This is a genomic window from Mycobacterium sp. IDUB_5, from assembly GCF_055419565.1.
Map to the genome: position 1 here is coordinate 135,135 of NZ_JBVAXX010000008.1, position 19,421 is coordinate 154,555.

The 19,421-nt window shown below is 69.5% G+C and carries 21 protein-coding genes; 3 read left to right on the top strand and 18 right to left on the bottom strand.

What is annotated here, in order from left to right; genetic code table 11:
* Window position 1: 1 nt before the first annotated feature.
* The 6 genes from lgt to ACZY1G_RS25125 form a co-directional block, all read right to left on the bottom strand.
* A complete protein-coding gene (lgt, locus tag ACZY1G_RS25100; RefSeq protein ID WP_463823911.1) occupies window positions 2-2,464 on the bottom strand; it encodes a prolipoprotein diacylglyceryl transferase in 2,463 nt (820 codons plus the stop codon).
* Window positions 2,461-3,249, bottom strand: a complete 789-nt coding sequence (gene trpA, locus ACZY1G_RS25105; protein ID WP_335332329.1) for a tryptophan synthase subunit alpha — start codon at window positions 3,247-3,249, stop codon at window positions 2,461-2,463. The genes lgt and trpA overlap by 4 nt, the downstream gene beginning before the upstream one ends.
* A complete protein-coding gene (gene trpB, locus ACZY1G_RS25110; protein WP_463817923.1) occupies window positions 3,246-4,508 on the bottom strand; it encodes a tryptophan synthase subunit beta in 1,263 nt (420 codons plus the stop codon). The genes trpA and trpB overlap by 4 nt, the downstream gene beginning before the upstream one ends.
* Window positions 4,509-5,327, bottom strand: coding sequence for an indole-3-glycerol phosphate synthase TrpC (trpC, locus tag ACZY1G_RS25115; protein WP_463817922.1), 819 nt, complete (start codon window positions 5,325-5,327; stop codon window positions 4,509-4,511). It abuts the gene before it with no gap.
* A gap of 72 nt (window positions 5,328-5,399) precedes the next feature.
* Entirely contained in the window at window positions 5,400-5,978 is a 579-nt protein-coding gene (locus ACZY1G_RS25120; protein ID WP_463817921.1) for a TIGR02234 family membrane protein, read from the bottom strand.
* A complete protein-coding gene (locus ACZY1G_RS25125) occupies window positions 5,975-7,501 on the bottom strand; it encodes an anthranilate synthase component I (protein WP_463823912.1) in 1,527 nt (508 codons plus the stop codon). Before ACZY1G_RS25125 ends, ACZY1G_RS25120 begins: the two co-directional genes overlap by 4 nt.
* Window positions 7,502-7,542: 41 nt before the next feature.
* Between ACZY1G_RS25125 and ACZY1G_RS25130 the strand changes: the two genes are divergently transcribed.
* Window positions 7,543-8,007, top strand: a complete 465-nt coding sequence (locus tag ACZY1G_RS25130) for a peroxiredoxin (RefSeq protein ID WP_463818050.1) — start codon at window positions 7,543-7,545, stop codon at window positions 8,005-8,007.
* Here ACZY1G_RS25130 and hisI read toward each other — a convergent pair.
* From hisI to hisD, 8 genes are read right to left on the bottom strand one after another with little or no spacing between them, the layout of a single operon-like run.
* A complete protein-coding gene (gene hisI / locus ACZY1G_RS25135; protein ID WP_463823913.1) occupies window positions 7,995-8,342 on the bottom strand; it encodes a phosphoribosyl-AMP cyclohydrolase in 348 nt (115 codons plus the stop codon). The genes ACZY1G_RS25130 and hisI overlap by 13 nt on opposite strands.
* Complete coding sequence (gene hisF, locus ACZY1G_RS25140; RefSeq protein WP_463817918.1) at window positions 8,339-9,124, bottom strand: imidazole glycerol phosphate synthase subunit HisF; 786 nt, start codon at window positions 9,122-9,124, stop codon at window positions 8,339-8,341. The genes hisI and hisF overlap by 4 nt, the downstream gene beginning before the upstream one ends.
* Complete coding sequence (locus ACZY1G_RS25145) at window positions 9,121-9,939, bottom strand: inositol monophosphatase family protein (protein ID WP_463817917.1); 819 nt, start codon at window positions 9,937-9,939, stop codon at window positions 9,121-9,123. Before ACZY1G_RS25145 ends, hisF begins: the two co-directional genes overlap by 4 nt.
* A complete protein-coding gene (gene priA, locus ACZY1G_RS25150) occupies window positions 9,936-10,676 on the bottom strand; it encodes a bifunctional 1-(5-phosphoribosyl)-5-((5-phosphoribosylamino)methylideneamino)imidazole-4-carboxamide isomerase/phosphoribosylanthranilate isomerase PriA (RefSeq protein ID WP_463818049.1) in 741 nt (246 codons plus the stop codon). The genes ACZY1G_RS25145 and priA overlap by 4 nt, the downstream gene beginning before the upstream one ends.
* A 20-nt stretch (window positions 10,677-10,696) precedes the next feature.
* Window positions 10,697-11,317, bottom strand: coding sequence for an imidazole glycerol phosphate synthase subunit HisH (hisH, locus tag ACZY1G_RS25155; RefSeq protein ID WP_463817916.1), 621 nt, complete (start codon window positions 11,315-11,317; stop codon window positions 10,697-10,699).
* A complete protein-coding gene (hisB, locus tag ACZY1G_RS25160; RefSeq protein ID WP_463817915.1) occupies window positions 11,314-11,931 on the bottom strand; it encodes an imidazoleglycerol-phosphate dehydratase HisB in 618 nt (205 codons plus the stop codon). Before hisB ends, hisH begins: the two co-directional genes overlap by 4 nt.
* Window positions 11,928-13,034, bottom strand: a complete 1,107-nt coding sequence (locus tag ACZY1G_RS25165; protein WP_463817914.1) for a histidinol-phosphate transaminase — start codon at window positions 13,032-13,034, stop codon at window positions 11,928-11,930. The genes hisB and ACZY1G_RS25165 overlap by 4 nt, the downstream gene beginning before the upstream one ends.
* Window positions 13,031-14,404, bottom strand: coding sequence for a histidinol dehydrogenase (gene hisD, locus ACZY1G_RS25170; protein ID WP_463817913.1), 1,374 nt, complete (start codon window positions 14,402-14,404; stop codon window positions 13,031-13,033). The genes ACZY1G_RS25165 and hisD overlap by 4 nt, the downstream gene beginning before the upstream one ends.
* 36 nt (window positions 14,405-14,440) lie before the next feature.
* Between hisD and ACZY1G_RS25175 the strand changes: the two genes are divergently transcribed.
* Window positions 14,441-14,866: a nitroreductase family deazaflavin-dependent oxidoreductase gene (locus ACZY1G_RS25175; protein ID WP_463817912.1), complete on the top strand. Its 426-nt coding sequence runs from the start codon at window positions 14,441-14,443 to the stop codon at window positions 14,864-14,866.
* Between the two features lie 10 nt (window positions 14,867-14,876).
* A complete protein-coding gene (locus ACZY1G_RS25180) occupies window positions 14,877-15,515 on the top strand; it encodes a LysE family transporter (protein ID WP_463823914.1) in 639 nt (212 codons plus the stop codon).
* 3 nt (window positions 15,516-15,518) lie between these two features.
* Here the strand turns inward: ACZY1G_RS25180 and ACZY1G_RS25185 are convergent, their stop codons facing one another.
* The 4 genes from ACZY1G_RS25185 to nadA are packed head-to-tail and all read right to left on the bottom strand — an operon-like array spanning window position 15,519 to window position 19,419.
* Window positions 15,519-15,968, bottom strand: a complete 450-nt coding sequence (locus ACZY1G_RS25185) for a hypothetical protein (RefSeq protein ID WP_463817910.1) — start codon at window positions 15,966-15,968, stop codon at window positions 15,519-15,521.
* Between the two features lie 3 nt (window positions 15,969-15,971).
* Window positions 15,972-16,826: a carboxylating nicotinate-nucleotide diphosphorylase gene (nadC, locus tag ACZY1G_RS25190; RefSeq protein ID WP_463818048.1), complete on the bottom strand. Its 855-nt coding sequence runs from the start codon at window positions 16,824-16,826 to the stop codon at window positions 15,972-15,974.
* An 8-nt stretch (window positions 16,827-16,834) separates the two neighbouring features.
* A complete protein-coding gene (locus tag ACZY1G_RS25195) occupies window positions 16,835-18,391 on the bottom strand; it encodes an L-aspartate oxidase (protein WP_463823915.1) in 1,557 nt (518 codons plus the stop codon).
* Window positions 18,388-19,419 (bottom strand): quinolinate synthase NadA, encoded by a 1,032-nt coding sequence (gene nadA / locus ACZY1G_RS25200; protein ID WP_463823917.1) that lies wholly within the window; start codon window positions 19,417-19,419, stop codon window positions 18,388-18,390. The genes ACZY1G_RS25195 and nadA overlap by 4 nt, the downstream gene beginning before the upstream one ends.
* Between the last annotated feature and the right edge of the window lie 2 nt (window positions 19,420-19,421).

Here is a 19,421-nt window from a genome sequence, read left to right on the forward strand (position 1 = left end):
CTCAGCGATTTCTGCGACGACGAGCCCACTGCAGGACGCGCTGACCCACCTCGACGGAAAGGCCTGCTGCAGTGGGTCTTTCGGCTGCTTTGGGAGCGGCGGCAGGAGTCTCAGCGCCTGGGGTGTCGTCGTCATTGGGCTCTGATTGGTCACCCGATGCGTCGCTGTCGCGGCTTTCTGGCTCAGCGGTCTCTGGCTCACCGTCGTGTGTCAGCGCCTCGGCCGCGTCTTCACCCTCAACCGCCACCTCGTGGGCAACTTCGGCCTCACCGACCGCTTCGGCGGCCTCATCGGCATCGACCGAACCGAGACCCGCCTCCGGTCCCGTGGCTTCGGGCTCCTCGACGGGTTCCGTTTCCTCGGCAGTCAGCGCCTCTGCCGCGTCCTCACCCTCGACCGCCACCGCGTGAGTAGCTTCAGCGTCACTCACTGCGTCCGCGACCTCGTCGGCATCCACCGACCCGAGACCCGCCTCCGGCTCCGCAGCATCGGACTCAACAGCGGTCAGCGCCTCAGCCGCGTCCTCACCTTCGACAGCCACCGCGTGCGCGACCTCGGCATCGCTCACCGCTTCTGCGGCCTCATCGGCATCCACCGACCCGAGACCCGCCTCCGGCTCGGCTGACTCAGCCTCGTCGCCTTCGTCAAACTCGTCGGCGGTCAGCGCCTCAGCGGCAGGATCCGACTCGACAGTCTCGGTCTCTTCGACCGTTTCAGACTCCTCGGCGGTCAGCGCCTCAGCCGTGTCCTCACCTCCGACAGCCACCGCGTGCGCGACCTCAGCCTCACCCACCGCTTCGGCAACCTCGTCAGCATCGACCGAACCGAGACCAGCCTCTCGCTCCGCAGCCTCAGGCTCCTCCGCTGCGTCAAACTCCTCGGCGGTCAGCGCTTCAGCGGCGTCTTCACCCTCGACAGCCACCGCGTGCGCGACCTCAGCCTCACCCACCGCTTCGGCAACCTCATCGGCATCCACCGACCCGAGACCAGCCTCCGGCTCGGCCGACTCAGCCTCGTCGGCTGCGTCAAACTCCTCGGCGGTCAGCGCTTCAGCGGCGTCTTCACCCTCGACAGCCACCGCGTGCGCGACCTCGGCATCGCTCACCGCTTCTGCGGCCTCATCGGCATCGACCGAACCGAGACCAGCCTCAGGCTCCTCGGCTTCGTCCGCGAACGCGCCTTCGGCGGCGTCAGCATCCGACTCGACGGCCTCGGACTCCACGACCGGTTCCGACTCTTCGTCAGTCAGCGCCTCAGCCGCGTCCTCACCCTCGACAGCCACCGCGTGCGCGACCTCAGCCTCACCCACCGCTTCGGCGACCTCATCGGCATCCACCGAACCCAGACCCGCCTCCCGCTCCGTGGGTTCGTCGGCGGTATCAACCGGCTCGACCAGCTCATCGCCGTCGGCGACCACGTCACCCTCGACGGTCTCCAGATCGGCATCACGCTCGACCAAGACGTCCTCGTCGTCGGCCGTTTCGGCGACCGACTTCTCGTCGTCCTCGGACGCCACGATCGCCGCCGCGACCACGCCGGTCGTCGACGCTCCCAACGCCACGTCCTTGACCATGTCCTCGGCGCGCGACTCGCCACCCTCCGGCGCGCCACGCAGCGACAGCGGATCTTCGCGGCCCTTCGGCGCGACCATGATGTAGACCACCGCGGCGATGAACACGAACGTCGAGGTGAACGTGTTGATCCGGATGCCCGCGATGTGTGTCGCCGCATCACTGCGCATCAGCTCCACCCAGAACCGGCCCACGCAGTAGCCGGCGACATACAGCGCGAAGAGCCGGCCGTGTCCGATCCGGAACCGGCGATCCACCAGGATCAGCGCCGCGAACACCAGCAGGTTCCAGAGCAATTCGTACAGGAACGTCGGGTGGACGATCTCGATCAGCTGACCGGTCGACACACCATTCAGCGAGTCCGGCACCCCCGCCGAGTTCACCCGCTCGTAGATCTCCAGACCCCAGGGCATCGTCGTCTCGCGCCCGTACAGTTCCTGGTTGAAGTAGTTGCCCATCCGTCCGATGGCCTGGGCCAGGATGATTCCCGGCGCGATCGCGTCTCCGAACGCGGGCAGCGGTATCCCCCGCCGCCGGCACGCGATCCACGCTCCGACCGCACCGAGCGCCACCGCGCCCCAGATTCCGAGTCCGCCGTCCCAGATCCTCAGCGCGGCAGCGAATCCCGCGCCATCCTCACCGAAGTAGGTTCGCCAGTCCGTCATGACGTGATAGAGCCGGCCACCGATCAGGCCGAACGGCACCGCCCACAACGCGATGTCGTAGATGACGCCCGGCTCTCCACCGCGCGCCACCCAGCGACGGTCGCCCAACACCAGGGCTGCCACGATGCCCGCGATGATGAACAGCGCGTACGCACGCAACGGGAAGGGGCCGAGATGCCACACCCCCTGCGACGGACTCGGGATGTATGCCAGCACCGTCGACGTCACGCAGTGACCCTTTGCCTTACCCCGTCAGCCAATTCTTCTGCCAGCGATCGCATCGCCGGGATGCCGTCGGTCAACGCCGACACCAGCGCCGACCCCACGATCACACCGTCGGCGTACGAACCGATCTGAGCGGCCTGCTCCCTCGAGCGCACACCCAGACCCACCCCGACCGGAACGTCGGAGAGCTCCTTGATGCGCCGCACCAACTCCGGCGCCGCATTCGACACCGCGTCCCGGGCGCCCGTGACACCCATCGTCGACGCCGCGTACACGAACCCGCGCGAGGCATCGACCGTCGCGCTGAGCCGCTCCGGCGTCGAGGACGGCGCCACCACGAAGATCCTGTCGAGATCGTGTGCCTCCGAGGCCGCCAGCCACTCGTCGGCCTCGTCGGGGATCAGATCCGGGGTGATCATCCCCAGTCCTCCCGCCGACGCCAGATCGCGGCTGAACGCATCAACGCCCTTGCGCAACACAGGGTTCCAGTACGTCATCACCACCGCGTTGCCACCGGCGGCGCTGATTGCCTCGACCGCCCGCAGAGTGTCCCGCACCTTGACCCCGCCGCGCAGCGCCACCTCGGTGGCGGCCGCGATGACCGGCCCGTCCATCCCTGGATCGGAATACGCGATGCCGACCTCGATGATGTCGCAGCCCGCCTCGACGAGAGCGACCATCGCTGCGATCGAGGTGTCCACGTCCGGGAACCCGGTCGGCAGGTAGCCGATCAGGGCCGACCGGCCCTCGTCCCGGCAGGCACCGAAAACGCTTGCCAATCGACTCATTTCGGATTTTCCTCGAACAGACCGAACCAGCGCGCCGCGGTCTCGACGTCCTTGTCGCCGCGCCCGGACAGGTTCACCAAGATGATCGACCCCGGGCCCAACTCCTGGCCCAGTTTCAGCGCGCCCGCGATCGCGTGCGCCGACTCGATCGCCGGGATGATGCCCTCTGCGCGACTCAGCAGCGACAGCGCATCCATCGCCTCGGTGTCCGTGATCGGCTCGTACCGCGCCCTGCCGATGTCCTTGAGCAGCGCATGCTCGGGTCCGACGCCGGGATAGTCCAAACCCGCTGAGATCGAATGGGATTCGATGGTCTGACCGTCTTCGTCCTGCAGCAGGTACGAGTAGGAGCCCTGGAACGCACCGGGCGACCCGCCCGTGAAGGTCGCGGCGTGCCGTCCGGTCTCGACACCGTCGCCGGCCGCCTCGTATCCGACCAGGCGTACCGCCGGGTCGTCGATGAAGGCGTGGAAGATGCCGATCGCGTTCGAGCCACCGCCGACGCACGCCACGACCGCGTCGGGCAGGCGGCCTGCCTGGTCGAGCATCTGGGCGCGCGCCTCGAGGCCGATGACGCGCTGGAAGTCGCGGACCATCATCGGGAACGGGTGCGGACCGGCCGCCGTCCCGAAGGCGTAGTAGGTGTTGTCGGCGTTGGTCACCCAGTCGCGGAACGTCTCGTTGATCGCGTCCTTGAGAGTCTTCGAACCGGACTCGACCGCCACCACCGTGGCACCGAGCAACCGCATCCGCGCGACGTTGAGTGCCTGGCGCGCGGTGTCGACCGCACCCATGTAGATCACGCACTCCAGGCCCAGCAGCGCGCACGCCGTCGCCGTCGCGACCCCGTGCTGGCCGGCACCGGTCTCGGCGATGACCCGGGTCTTGCCCATCTGCTTGGCCAGCAGCGCCTGCCCGAGCACGTTGTTGATCTTGTGAGAACCGGTGTGGTTGAGGTCTTCTCGCTTCAGGAAGATCCGTGCGCCGCCGGCGTGCTCGACCAGCCGCTCCGCCTCGTACACCGGTGAGGGCCGCCCGGTGTAGTGCCGCTGCAGCCGGTCGAGCTCGTCGAGGAACGTCTGGTCCCCGCGAGCCTTCTCGTAGGCGGCGGTCACCTCTTCGATCACGGCCATCAGCGCCTCGGGGACGAACCTGCCGCCATACACCCCGAAGTGGCCGCGGGCGTCGGGATCGTGCGAGGTCGGTTCGGCCACTGCGGCGCTGGCGCGCGGCAGTTCCGGTTCCAGGTGCGTGGTCACTTAGCGCGCGGGTTTCGGGCACGACGGATGCGTGCCGGCGGTGACGAGGTCAGCGACGGCACTGCGGGGATCTCCACTGGTCACCAAGCCTTCGCCGACGAGCACGGCGTCCGCGCCGGCACCGGCGTAGGCCAGCAGGTCCGCCGTGCCCCGAACACCCGACTCGGCGACCCGGATGACGTGGCTCGGCAGCCCCGGCGCGATACGCGCGAAGCAGTCACGATCGACCTCGAGCGTCTTGAGGTCGCGGGCGTTGACACCGATGAGCGAAGCCCCCGCCTGCAGCGCGCGGTCGGCCTCTTCCTCGGTGTGAACCTCGACGAGCGCGGTCATCCCCAGGGATTCGGTGCGTTCGAGCAGTGACTCCAGCGCCGGCTGCTCGAGCGCGGCGACGATCAACAGCAGCAGGTCGGCGCCGTGGGCGCGGGCCTCGTGGATCTGGTAGGGCCGCACGATGAAGTCCTTGCGCAGCACCGGGATCGACACCGCCGCGCGCACCGCGTCCAGGTCGTCGAGGGAGCCATGGAAACGGCGCTGCTCGGTCAGCACGCTGATCACGCGGGCACCGCCGTCTTGGTAGGCCCGCGCGAGCTCGGCCGGATCGGCGATCGAGGCCAACTGGCCGCGCGACGGGCTCGCCCGTTTGACCTCGGCGATCACCCCGATGCCCGGCGCCCGGAAGGCTGCCATCACGTCGAGGGGCGCAGGTGCACGCTTGGCCTTTTCCTTGACCTCGGCCAAGCTGACGACGGCCTCGCGAGCGGCGACATCAGCACGCACCCCATCGAGGATGGAGTCGAGGACGGTCGCCGAACCCATAGCTGTCGTTTCCCTTCCCCTGACGGCCGTTTGATTCTTAACGAAGGGTAGTCGCCACGACACCACGGCCCGTCACCGCCCCTTCTTGTCCGTCGTGGTCGGGTCGTTCCCGGCATCGAGAGCGTCCCAGATCATCCGCTCCGACATCGCCTCGCCGGTGTCCGCGGCCTCGGCCGGCCGGCGCGCGTAGCGGGCGGTGTCGCCGCCCGAACGAGTCGCCGAGCGCAGCAGCAGAACCGCCCCGAACAGCGACAGAGCCGCCGCCACCAGCGTGAGCACCGCCCCCAGGGAATGCCGCTCGGTGCCCACCAATGCGGTGATCGGCACCTCGGCCAGACGCGCGGCGCGCGCACCGACATCGGGCACGACCCACAGGCTGATCGCGAGGTAGCCCATCGCCGCGCTAGCTCCGGCGACCAGGACCGCGAGGATGCGCATCGGCCAGCCGCGCACCGCCAACGCTGCCACCGCGGCCGCCAGCACCACGAGGGCGAGCGGGATCAGTGCCGTCGACCACGTCGCGCCCGTCAGATCATCGGTCTTCGGATGCGTCAGCCCGTCGAACGAGGAGACCTGCACCCACGTCAGACGGGACGCCCCCCACAGCGCCACCGCGGCCAGAACCAGCGCGAGCTGCCCGAGGCGCGTCACGGCTCGCTCAGCGTCTCGGCCGCGGCGACCGCGTTCAGCACCGCGCGGGCCTTGTTGGCGGCCTCGTTGTACTCGTACGGGCCGTTGGAATCGGCGACGACGCCGCCGCCGGCCTGCACGTAGGCGGTACCGCGCCGCATGAGCGCGGTCCGGATCGCGATCGCGAAGTCGGCGTCGCCGGCGAAGTCGAGATATCCCAACACCCCGCCGTAGAGACCGCGCCGGGTCTTCTCCACCTCTTCGATCAATTCCATCGCGCGGACCTTCGGCGCGCCCGAAAGAGTGCCCGCCGGGAAACAGGCCGTCACCGCGTCGAGGGCCGTCTTGCCGTCGGCCAGCAGCCCGGTCACCGTCGACACGAGGTGCATGACGTGGCTGTAGCGTTCGACGTGGCTGTAGTCCTCGACCTTGACCGTGCCCGGCCTGCACACCCGGCCCAGATCGTTGCGGCCGAGGTCGACCAGCATCAGATGCTCGGCGCGTTCCTTCTCGTCCGAGAGGAGCTCTTTCTCGAGAAGGACGTCCTCCTCCTCGTTCTCACCGCGCCAGCGGGTCCCGGCGATCGGGTGCGTGGTGGCCCGGCCGTCCTTCACCGTCACGAGGGCTTCGGGGCTGGAGCCGACGACCGAGAAGTCCAGCTGGCCGTCGCCGTCGGGAACGTTGAGCAGATACATGTACGGGCTGGGGTTGCTGACCCGCAGCATCCGGTAGACATCCAGCGGGTCGGCGTCGGTGTCCATCTCGAAGCGCTGCGAGGGCACCACCTGGAAGGCCTCACCCGCTTCGATGTCGCCGACCAGCTTGTCGACGATCGCGGTGTACTCCTCGACCGTGCGCTGCGAGCGGTGCAGCGGAGCGGGCCGGGAGAACGTGGCCACCGTCGAGGCCAGCGGTTCGGCCAACGCCGAGGTCATGACGTCCAGTCGGGCGACGGCGTCGTCGTAGGCCTCGTCGACGCGCTCGTCGGTGCCGTTCCAGTTCACCGCGTTGGCGATCAGCGTGATCGTGCCCTCGTGGTGGTCCACCGCAGCGATGTCGGTCGCCAGAAGCAACACCATGTCGGGCAATCCGAGATCGTCGACCGCGAGTTCCGGCAGGCGCTCGAGCCGCCGCACGAAGTCATAGGCGAAGTACCCGACCAGGCCTGAGGACAGCGGGGGCAGACCGGGCAGCGGCGCCGTCTGCAGCAGCGTCAGCGTCGCGCGCAGCGCCTCCAGCGGATCACCGCCCGAAGGGGCGTCCTGCGGGGTCACACCCAGCCACGCGGCGTAGCCGTCGCGCACGGTCAACGCCGACGGCGCGCCCGAGCCGATGAACGACCACCGCGACCAGGACCGTCCGTTCTCCGCGGACTCCAGGAGGAACGTTCCGGGGCGATTGGCGGCGAGCTTGCGGTACGCCGAGAGCGGCGTCTCGCTGTCCGCGAGCACCTTGCGGGTCACCGGCACCACACGGTGCTCGACGGCCAGCGCCCGGAAGTCCTCACGCGACGTCGTCACAGTGAGACTGGCGGTGGACTGCACACGGGCATTCTCCCAGACGTACCGTGGAATCCATGAATCCAGTGAAGGCGGGTGATCGGGTAGCCGATTTCGAACTGCCGGACCAGACCGGGACGACGCGGTCGTTGGCCGAACTGCTGGCCGCCGGGCCGATCGTGCTGTTCTTCTATCCCGCCGCGATGACGCCCGGATGCACCAAGGAGGCATGCCATTTCCGCGATCTGGCCGCCGAATTCGCCGACGTGGGCGCCACCCGCGTCGGCATCAGTGCCGACGCTGTCGACAAGCAGGCGCGCTTCGCCGACCAGCAGAAATTCGACTACCCGCTGCTCTCGGACACCGACGGTGCCGTAGCCGAGCAGTTCGGGGTCAAGCGTGGGCTGCTGGGCAAATTCCTGCCGGTCAAGCGGACCACCTTCGTCATCGACACCGACCGCACCGTGCTCGACGTGATCGCCAGCGAGATCAGCATGGACAGCCACGCCGACAAGGCGCTGCAGACGCTGCGCAGACGTCAGTCGGCCTGACCCAGCAGCAGATCGGCGTCGAAGCAGGTGTGATCGCCGGTGTGGCACGCCGCGCCGAGCTGGTCGACTTCCAGCAGCACGGTGTCGCCGTCGCAGTCCAGGCGCACCGAATGCACGCGCTGCGTGTGGCCCGAGGTCGCGCCCTTGATCCACTGCTCGCCGCGGGAACGCGAAAAGTACGTCGCCTCACGGGTTTCCAGCGTGCGGGCCAGGGCGTCGTCGTCCATCCACGCGACCATCAGCACCTGACCGGAGCCACGCTCCTGCACCACGGCGGCGAACAGGCCGTCGGCATTGCGCTTGAGGCGCTGCGCTATCGCGGGATCGAGACTCACCTGACTGTTATGCCTTCCGCACTCATCGCCGCCTTCACTTCGCCGATGGTCAGCTCCCCGAAGTGGAACACGCTGGCCGCCAGCACGGCGTCGGCTCCTGCAACAACGGCGGGCGCGAAATGTTCCACGGCACCGGCCCCGCCGCTGGCTATCACCGGCACCGACACCGCGCCGCGCACCGCCCGCAGCATCGGAAGATCGAAGCCGGCCTTCGTGCCGTCGAAGTCCATGGAGTTCAGCAGGATCTCCCCGACCCCCAGTTCGGCACCGCGCGTCGCCCACTCGATCGCGTCGATGCCCGTCCCCCGGCGCCCGCCGTGCGTCGTGACCTCCCAGCCCGACGGCGTGGGCTGCGAGCCCTCAGGCACGGTGCGCGCGTCGACCGACAGCACGATGCACTGCGAACCGAACTGCCGCGACAACTCCGAGAGCAACTCCGGGCGCGCGATCGCAGCCGTGTTGACCGACACCTTGTCCGCGCCGGCACGCAGCAGCATGTCCACATCGGCGACCGAGCGCACCCCGCCGCCGACGGTCAGCGGGATGAACACCTGCTCGGCGGTGCGGCGCACCACCTCGAGCATCGTGGACCTCCCTGACGACGACGCCGTGACGTCCAGGAACGTCAGTTCGTCTGCGCCTTCGGCGTCGTAGACCGCGGCCAACTCCACGGGATCGCCTGCGTCGCGCAGGTTCTCGAAGTTCACGCCCTTGACCACGCGGCCGGCATCGACGTCCAGGCACGGGATCACGCGGGTCGCGACGACACCGCCGGTGCTCACAGGTAGTCCTTCGGGTCACCGGCCGAACAGATGATGTCGAGCATTTCCTCGTGCACTCCGGGCGCCGCCACCAGCGCCGAAGGGGACGTCACCGTCCACGGCTCCCCCGCCAGATCGGTGACGACACCACCCGCGGCCCGCACCAGCGCCACACCTGCGGCGTGATCCCAGATGTGATGACCGAAACTCATGGCTCCGCCGAGGATTCCCGCCGCGACATAGGCCAGGTCGATGCCGGTGGCGCCGTGCATCCGCATCCGCGAACACTGCCTGCTGAGGTTCGCGAGCACTGTCGCCCGATACCGGCCCGGGTAGCGGCCGCGCGAATCGACGTTGAAGGTGCCGGTGCCCACGATCGCGTCGTCCAGGCCTGCGCGGTCCAGCCGAGGCAGTTCCTGTCCGTTGCAGCGCGCCGGGCCGCCGAGAACCGCCGTGTAGCGCTGTCCCATGAACGGCAGCCATGTCAGGCCCAATGTCGGTTCACCGTCGACCAGCAGACCGAGCAGTATCGCCGCCATCGGCGAGCCCGCCGCGTAGTTGAATGTGCCGTCGATCGGATCCAGGACCCAGACGAGCTCCGAATCGATGGACTCCCCGCCGAATTCCTCGCCGTGCACCCCGATGCCGGTGAGGCGCTGCAGCTCGGCGACCACCCGGCGCTCGATCGCGAGATCCACCTCGGTGGCGAAGTCGTTGCCCTTCTTGGCCACCGCGGAGTCGGCGCCGTGGCCGGCGATGAACTGTGCCGAAGCGCCGTCGAGAACGCCCGCGGCCGTATCGAGGAGCTCGCCGAGCTGGCGCGCGTCGACCGTCACGTGCCGACCGCGGCCAGCGCCTCAGGCAGCGTGAAACGGCCTGCGTACAAGGCTTTTCCGACGATCGCCCCCTCGACGCCGGTACCGGTCAGCGTGGCGATCGCGCGCAGGTCGTCCAGACTGGACACCCCGCCCGACGCGATCACCGGCGCGTCGGTGCGCTCGCACACCGACGAGAGCAGCTCGAGGTTGGGCCCGTTCAGCGTGCCGTCCTTGGTGACGTCGGTGACCACGAAGCGCGAACATCCCTCGCGGTCGAGCCGCTCCAGCACCGACCACAGGTCGCCGCCGTCGGTCTCCCAGCCGCGGCCGCGCAACCGGTGCCCGCCGTCAGGCAAGGACGGGTCGATCAATACGTCCAGGCCCACCGCGACCTTGTCGCCGTGCTCGGCCACCACGCGTGCGCACCACTGCGGGTTCTCCAGCGCCGCCGTACCGAGGTTGACGCGGGCGCAGCCGGTGGCCAGCGCCGCGGCGAGCGACTCGTCGTCACGGATGCCGCCGGACAGTTCGACCGCCACGTCGAGCGTGCCGACCACCTCGGCGAGCAGCTCCCGGTTCGAGCCGCGGCCGAATGCCGCGTCCAGATCGACCAGATGGATCCATTCGGCGCCGTCCCGCTGCCACGTCATCGCCGCATCCAGCGCCGAGCCGTATTCGGTCTCGCTGCCGGCCTGCCCCTGAACCAGGCGCACGGCGCGTCCGTCCACCACGTCGACGGCGGGCAGCAGGACCAGTTTCGGTGCGTTCACGCCGGTCAACTTAGCGCCCCGATCCAGTTGGACAGCAATTCGGCACCGGCGTCCCCACTCTTCTCGGGGTGGAACTGTGTGGCCGACAACGGGCCCGCTTCGACAGCCGACAGGAACGGGACGTGATGGGTGGCCCACGTGAGCACCGCGTCCGGGTCGCCCTCCCACTGCTGGGCGGCATACGAGTGCACGAAGTAGAAGCGGGTGGCCGGATCCATGCCCCGGAACAGGACACTGTCGGCGGGGGCGTCGACGACGTTCCAGCCCATGTGCGGGATCACCGGCGCATCGAGGCGGACCACCGCGCCCGGCCACTGACCGCAGCCGGTCGACTCGACACCGAACTCCACGCCTCGCGAGAACAGGATCTGCATCCCGACGCATACGCCGAGCACCGGCCGCCCGGCGGCGACGCGCTCGGCGATGATCTTCTCGCCACCGACCGCGCGCAAGCCCGTCATACAGGCCTCGAACGCACCGACGCCCGGCACGACGAGACCGTCGGCGGCCATCGCGGCGCCGGGATCAGCGGTCACCTCGACCTCTGCGCCGACCCGCTCGAGCGCCCGCTGAGCCGACCGCAGGTTGCCCGAACCGTAGTCCAGCACCACCAGTTTCGTTGTCACAAGGTCCCTTTGGTCGACGGCACGCCGCTGACCCGCTCGTCGTACTCAACGGCCTCGCGCAGCGCCCGAGCCACGGCCTTGTACTGCGCCTCGGTGATGTGGTGCGGATCGCGCCCGTACAGAGTGCGCACGTGCAGCGCGATGCGCGCATTGAAGGCCAAGGATTCGAAGACGTGCTTATTGACCACGGTGTGGTACGGCGCCTGCGAGCCCGCGATGGTGAAGCTGACCATGAACTCCGGCTCCCCCGTGTGCACGAAATACGGCCGGCCCGACACGTCGACGGCGGCGTGCGCCAGCGACTCGTCCATCGGGATGAACGCATCGCCGAACCGGCGGATACCGCTCTTGTCGCCGAGTGCCTGCCCCAGCGCCTGACCCAGCACGATGGCCGTGTCCTCGATCGTGTGGTGGCCTTCGATCTCGATGTCGCCCACGGCTTTCACCGTGAGATCGAACCGGGCATGGGTGCCCAGCGAGGTCAGCATGTGGTCGAAGAACGGCACACCGGTGTCGATGCTCACCTGTCCGGTGCCGTCGAGGTCGAGCTCGACGACGATGTCGGATTCCTTCGTCTTGCGTTCGACCTTCGCGTACCTGTGGGGACGGCTCACTTCACTCCTTGTCGGGCACTGGCGCTCAGCAGTGCGTCGTTCTCGTCGGCCAGGCCGATGGTGGTGCGCAGGTATCCGGGGATGCCGACGTCGCGGATCAGCACCCCGGCGTCGAGGTAGGCCTGCCACGTCGCCGCGGCATCGCTGAACTCCCCGAACAGCAGGAAGTTGGCATCACTCGGGATCACTCGGAAACCCATGTCCGTCAACGCCGCAGAGACCCGCTCGCGTTCGCTGATCAGCGTCGCGACACTGCCGAGGGTGTCGTCGGCGTGCCGCAGCGCCGCCCGCGCCGCGGCCTGGGTCAGCGACGAGAGGTGATACGGCAGACGCACCAGCAACATCGCGTCCACGACCGCGGGGGCCGCCACCAGGTAACCCAGCCGCCCGCCGGCGAACGCGAACGCTTTGCTCATCGTGCGCGACACCACGACCCGGCTCGGATACTCGTCGATCAGTGCAAGCGCGCTGGGCTGCGACGAGAACTCGCCGTAGGCCTCGTCGACGATCATCACGCCACCGGCCATCGCGTCGAGGAGCAGCCGCAGGTCGTCGAGCGAAACACTCTGCCCGGACGGGTTGTTCGGGCTGGTGACGAACACGACGTCTGGGCGGTGCTCCTTGATCGCGGTGGCGGCGATCGCGGCATCGAGGCCGAAGTCGTCAGCGCGGTGCGCGGCCAGCCACTGCGTCTGGGTGCCGTCGGAGATGATCGGGTGCATCGAATAGGACGGCACGAAACCGATCGCGCTGCGGCCCGGCCCGCCGAACGCCTGTAGAAGCTGCTGCAGGATTTCATTCGAACCGTTTGCCGCCCAGACGTTCTCGACACCGACGGGGACGCCGGTCTGACCCGTCAGGTAGGCAGCGAGGTCGGTGCGCAGCGCCACAGCGTCGCGGTCGGGGTAGCGGTGCAGTTCGGCGGCGACCTCCCGCACCGATGCGGCGACGTCGTCGACGAGTGCCTGGGTCGGCGGGTGCGGGTTCTCGTTGGTGTTCAGCCGCACCGGCACCGAGAGCTGCGGCGCCCCGTAGGGCGATTTCCCGCGCAGGTCCTCGCGCAGCGGCAGCTCCCCCAGCGTGATGGCTCGACCGGGGTTCACCTCTCGAACCTCCTGCGCACCGCTTCCCCGTGGCTGGGCAGGTTTTCGGCGTTGGCGAGCGTGATGACATGCCCGGCAACGTCTTTGAGCGCCGCCTCGGTGTAGTCCACGACGTGGATGCCGCGCAGGAACGTCTGCACCGAAAGACCGCTGGAGTGCCGCGCGCAGCCGGCTGTGGGCAGGACGTGATTGGAGCCGGCGCAGTAGTCGCCAAGGCTCACCGGGGACCAGGCACCGACGAAGATCGCGCCCGCGGACCGGACCCGCGCCGCGACCCCGGGCGCGTCGACGGTCTGGATCTCCAGGTGCTCGGCGGCGTAGGCGTTGACGACCCGCAGACCGGTGTCGATGTCGTCGACCAGCACGATCGCCGACTGCTGACCGCTCAGCGCGGCGCTCACCCGCTCACGGTGCACCGTCGTCTCCAGCTGGCGGGCCAGCTCGGCGTCGGTGGCATCGGCCAGCGCGATGCTGTCGGTGACGAGAACGCTGGCGGCCATCTCGTCGTGTTCGGCCTGGCTGATCAGATCGGCCGCGACGTGCACCGGGTCGGCGGTGTGGTCGGCCAGGATCGCGATCTCGGTGGGGCCGGCCTCGGAGTCGATGCCGACCTGTGAGCGGCAGATCCGTTTTGCGGCGGTGACGTAGATGTTGCCCGGCCCGGTGATCATGTCGACCGGGGCCAGTTCGGTGCCATTTCCCGGTGCTTCGCTTGCCCCAGCGCCATCGGTGTCGGTGCCGCCGTACGCGAGCAGCGCGACGGCCTGAGCGCCGCCGACGGCCCACACCTCGTCGACCCCGAGCAGCGCGGCGGCGGCCAGGATCGTCGGATGCGGCAGCCCGCCATGGTCCTTCTGCGGCGGGCTGGCGATCACCAGCGACTCCACACCGGCGGTCTGCGCCGGCACGACGTTCATCACCACGCTCGACGGATAGACGGCGTTGCCACCCGGGACGTAGAGACCGACCCGCTCCACGGGCACCCAACGCTCGGTGACGGTCGCCCCGGGGGCGAGCGTGGTGGTGGTGTCGGTGCGGCGCTGATCGGTGTGCACGGCGCGGGCCCGCTCGATCGCGACCTCGAGCGCGGTACGGACGTCGGCATCGAGCTCGTCGAGAGCTGCGCGCAGCTGATCAGCGGGCACGCGGACCTGGTCGGGGCGCACACCGTCGAACGAGGCGCCGTACTCGAGCGCGGCCTCGGCGCCGCGCTCGGCGACGGCCTCCACGATCGGGCGGACCTTGGGCAGCACGGCGTCGACGTCGACGCCGCCCCGGGGCAGCGCGGTCCGCAGGCGGGCCGCCGAGAGCGTCGCGCCACGCAGGTCGATGCGCCGCAGGAGCCGTGGCGATACATTCACGCTGACCATTGTCCCAGAGCAACACAAATCAGAATCGGAGGCGTCATGCCGGACCGGCCGAGCAAGAGCAGCCACCCCAACAACGCGCCCGGCGTGCCGATGATCTTCCCGCCGTGGTTCGAAAGATTGCAGATCAAGTACATCAACCCGCTGCTGCGGCCCCTGTCGAAGCGCATGCCCGGACTCGGGGTGATCCACCACCGCGGACGCACCTCCGGCACGGAGTACGAGACGATCGTCACGCCGTACCGCAAAGGCTCGGTGCTCGCGATCGGACTGGCGCACGGCAAGACGAACTGGGTCAAGAACGTCCTGGCCGCCGGCGAAGCCGACATCCGCATCGGCAGCACCACCCACCATCTGGTGCGCCCGCGGGTGCTGCCGGCCGGTACCACCGATCCCTCCCTGCCTCGGATGGCCCAGATGGTCGCCAAGCGGTCCGGGGTCTTCGTCGCGGACATCGCATCGTGAGCAGACCGTCATGACGTGGCAGATGTGGCTGGCGTTCTTCGGCGCCGCCATCCTGATCGCGATCTCCCCCGGCGCAGGCGCTATCCAGTCGATGGCCACCGGGCTGACGCACGGGGTGCGCCGGGGTTACTGGAGCATCCTGGGTCTCGAGATCGGGCTGATGCTGCAGCTGACGCTCGTGGCAATCGGGCTGGGCGCCGCCGTCGCGAACTCGATCCTGGCGTTCACGATCATCAAATGGCTGGGCGTGGCCTACCTGGCGTATCTGGCGTTCCGGCAGTGGCGCAGCGTCGGAGTGGACCTAGGTGATCACGTGAACCAGGTGGTCGCCGGCAGTCGCCGGGCGCTCGTCGCGCGGGGCTTCCTGGTCAACGCGACCAATCCGAAGGGGCTGCTGTTCTTTCTCGCGGTGATGCCGCAGTTCGTGGTTCCGACGGCACCGCTGTTGCCGCAGTACCTGGCGATCGGGATCACGATGGTCGTCGTCGACCTGGTGGTGATGGGTCTCTACACCAGTCTCGCGGTGCGCCTGCTGACGTGGCTGCGCACGCCGCGGCAGCAGACCGTGCTCAACCGCGTGTTCGCGGGCCTTTTCGCGGCCGCCGCCGTCGTGCTCTCGCTGCTGCGCCGCGGCCCGCTGCCGGCCTGAGGATCAGCGGCAGCGGTTGCTGACGGCCGCGCTGGCCGACTCCGCCGCTTCCAGCCGCTTGGCCTGCGCCGGATCGGTGTTCGGGGCACCCGCTGTGGCGGCCGCACCGATGTCCATCAACGCGTTGGCGAAGGTCCGGACGGAGTCGGCGAGATCTGCCGGCGTGGCCGGGTCCAGCCGGGCCAGCAGGTACAGCCCGCCGTCCGTCAGCGCCAGCCGCGCGTTGGCCGCGGCGGCCAGCGATCCGCTGATGTCCTCGGGCGCCGTCACGTTGGTGTTGGTCGCCACCCCCGCGCGCACGGTGTCGAAGGCCGTGCAGATCCGTGCCGTCGCCGCGGAGCGCTGCGCGTCGGTGTAGTCGGTGCCGTGATCGAGGGTGCGCACCAGCGCAACCGCCGATATGCCCGTCGACAGCAGCGCCACCGCGAGAGCCAGACCCGGTGAGACACGCATCGGCTACAGGTCCAGACCCAGGTCGAGCACCCGCACCGAGTGCGTGAGCGCCCCGACCGCCAGATAGTCGACTCCGGTGCCCGCATAGTCTGCTGCGCTGTCCAGCGACAACCCGCCCGAGGACTCCAGCATCGTCTGAGGTGAGCGCGTCGCCCGGCGCTGCACCGCGATCTGCGTCTGCCACACCGGGAAGTTGTCCAGCAGCACCAGTTCGACGCCTTCGGCGAGCACCTCGTCGAGCTGCTCGAGGGAATCGACTTCCACCTCGCATGGCAGATCGGGCGCGACCTCGCGGACCCTGCGCAGTGCCTCCACCACCGAGCCCGCAGCGGCCACGTGGTTGTCCTTGATCAGCGCCGCATCGCCGAGCCCCATGCGGTGATTGACGCCGCCGCCGACGCGCACGGCGTACTTCTGCAGCGACCGCATCCCCGGAAGCGTCTTGCGGGTGTCCCTGATCCGGGCCCGCGTGCCCGCCACCGCATCCACCCACGCCGCGGTGGCCGTGGCGATTCCCGACAGGTGGCACAGCAGGTTGAGCATGGTGCGCTCGGCGGTGAGCAGCCCGCGCGTCGGCCCCTCGACGATCAGTGCGGCACCACCCGGTTCCAGCTGGGTCCCGTCGGGCACCTGGTGGATCACCCGGTAGCCCCCGGCGCCGAGCACCTCGTCGAACACGATCAGCGCGAGGTCACCGCCGGCGATGACGCCTGGTTCCCGCGCCACCACCGACGCCGTCGTGGTGGCGTCTTCGGCGACCGTGGCCAGCGTGGTGACATCAGGCCCGTAGCGCAGGTCCTCGTCGAGCCCGCGGGAGATGATCGACCGCGCGTCGACCTCCTCCTCGGCCGTGAGCATCGGGGCCATCACCGGCATCCTGACGCGACCGGGCCGCAGACGATGCTGACCGCCTGGGTCGGATCGGTGTCGGGGTGATCGCTGCGGTGGTGGCAGCCCCGGGTCTCGGTGCGCGCCCGCGCCGCCGAGCCGACAACAGCGGCCACCGCGGTGAGCGCGGCGTCCTCGAACATGCTGCGCGAGCTGATCATTCGCGATTCCGCGCTGTCGAGCTGCGCAGCCAGCCGGCTCAACCCGTCCTCGTCGCGGACGACGGAGGCGTAGCTGCTCATCGCCTGCTGCAATGCCGGCCGTGCGAGCACCGGCCGCAGGGACGGGTCTGCGACGACCACGCGCGGCGGCCCGGCCATCTCGGCGTGCTCGGCGGCGGCGACGCCGGCGCGCCCACCGACGACAAGACCCTCGAGCAGGCTGTTGGACGCCAGGCGATTCGCGCCGTGCATGCCGGTGCGGGCCACCTCCCCTGCGGCGAACAACCCGTCGATCGCGGTGCGCCCGTGCACATCGGTGACGACTCCCCCGCAGCTGTAATGCGCGCCGGGAACCACCGGAATAGGTTGCCGCGCAGGGTCGATACCTGCGGCGAGACAGGCGGCGGTGACGGTGGGGAACCGACGTGCCACATCGGCCACGTGGCGGGCGTCGAGGTAGACACACGGGTCCCCGGAAGCGGCCATGCGAGCCTCGATGGCCGCCGCCACGACATCGCGCGGAGCGAGGTCACCCATCGGGTGCACACCGGCCGTCACCGGATCGCCGTGCGCGTCGATCAGTGTCGCGCCCTCACCACGCAGCGCTTCGGTGATCAGTGGCCGGCGGCCTGGAACGGGGCCGGTGTAGAGCATGGTCGGATGGAACTGGACGAACTCCACGTCCGAGACCGGCAATCCGGCCCAGATCGCCAGCGCGACACCGTCTCCCGTGGAGCCGTCGGGGTTGGTCGTCGCCCGGTAGAGATGTCCGAGTCCGCCGGTGGCGAGGATCACCGACGGTGCGTGGACGGTTCCCGGGCCGTCCTCGCTGAGCACCGAGACACCGGCGACGGCGCCGCCGTCGATCAGCAGGTCGAGCGCGACGTGGTTGCGGCGGATGTCGAGCGACGCGGCGGCGTGGTCGAGCGCGCGCTGCACCTCCGCGCCCGTGGCGTCACCTCCGGAGTGGATGATGCGCCGACGGGTGTGCCCGCCTTCGCGGGTCAGCGCCCACCGGCCCGGCTCCGACTCGTCGAAACGCGCTCCGGCGCCGACCAATTCGGCCACCGCCCGGGCACCGTCGGCCACGATCGAGCGCACCGCAGCGGCGTCGCAGAGCCCGGCGCCCGCGGCGAGGGTGTCGGACACGTGCGCGTCGACGGAGTCGTCCCCGTCGGGCAGGACGACGGCGATCCCGCCCTGCGCGTAGAACGTCGCCGTCTCTGCCGCCTTGCTGAGCAGCATCACGGTGCGGCCGCGGCGGTGCGCGGCCAGCGCGGCAGCCAGACCAGCCACCCCGGTTCCGACGACGACGACGTCAGCGCGCAGGCGCCAGCCGCCGGAGCCGCCGCAACCTGTGCCGTTGGCGGTCATTCCCCGCCGCCGGGCTGCCCGATCTCGATCATCCGCGTGACGCTGGCACGCGCTCGCGCGGCGGTGCCGGGATCGACGTGCACTTCGTCGGCACCTTCGGTCAGGCAGCGCAGCATGGCCGCGGGGGTGATCATCTTCATGTACCGGCAGGAGGCCCGGTCGTTGACGGCCTGGAAGTCGACATCGGGTGCGGCACGGCGCAATTGGTGCAGCATGCCGATCTCGGTGGCGACCAGGACCTGCCGTGCACCGGTCTCCCGGGCGGCGTCGAGCATGCCGCCGGTGGACAGGATCTTGACCCGCTCCTGTGGGTAGGCACCCTCGCCTGCGAGGTAGAGAGCCGATGTCGCGCAACCGCATTCGGGGTGCACGTAGAGCTCGGCGTCGGGATGGGTGCGCGCCTGCTCGGCGAGTTCGTCCCCGTTGATGCCCGCGTGCACGTGGCATTCACCGGCCCAGACGTGCAGGTTCTGCCGCCCGGTCATGCGGCGCACGTGGGCGCCGAGGAACTGGTCCGGGCAGAACAGCACCTCACGGTCGGCGGGTATGGAGGCGACGACCTCGACCGCGTTGGACGACGTGCAGCAGATGTCCGTTTCGGCCTTCACCGCGGCCGTGGTGTTGACGTAGGAGACGACCACAGCGCCGGGATGCTCGGCCTTCCACGCCCGCAACTCGTCGGCGCTGATGGAGTCGGCCAGCGAGCAGCCCGCCCGCTGGTCGGGAATCAGCACCGTCTTGTCCGGCGAGAGGATCTTGGCCGTCTCGGCCATGAAGTGCACTCCCGCGAAGACGATCGTGTCCTCGGGCGCCTCCGCGGCGATGCGCGACAGAGCCAGCGAGTCGCCCACGTGATCGGCGACGTCCTGGATGGCGGGCAACTGATAGTTGTGCGCCAGCAGCGTGGCGCCGCGCAGGTCGAGCAGTCGACGCACCTCGGCCGCCCATGCGGCGTCCCCGTCGACACCGGTGTAGCCGTCGGGACCGTCGACGATGCGGTCGGCACTGTCGGTTGCGAGCACGGTCATCG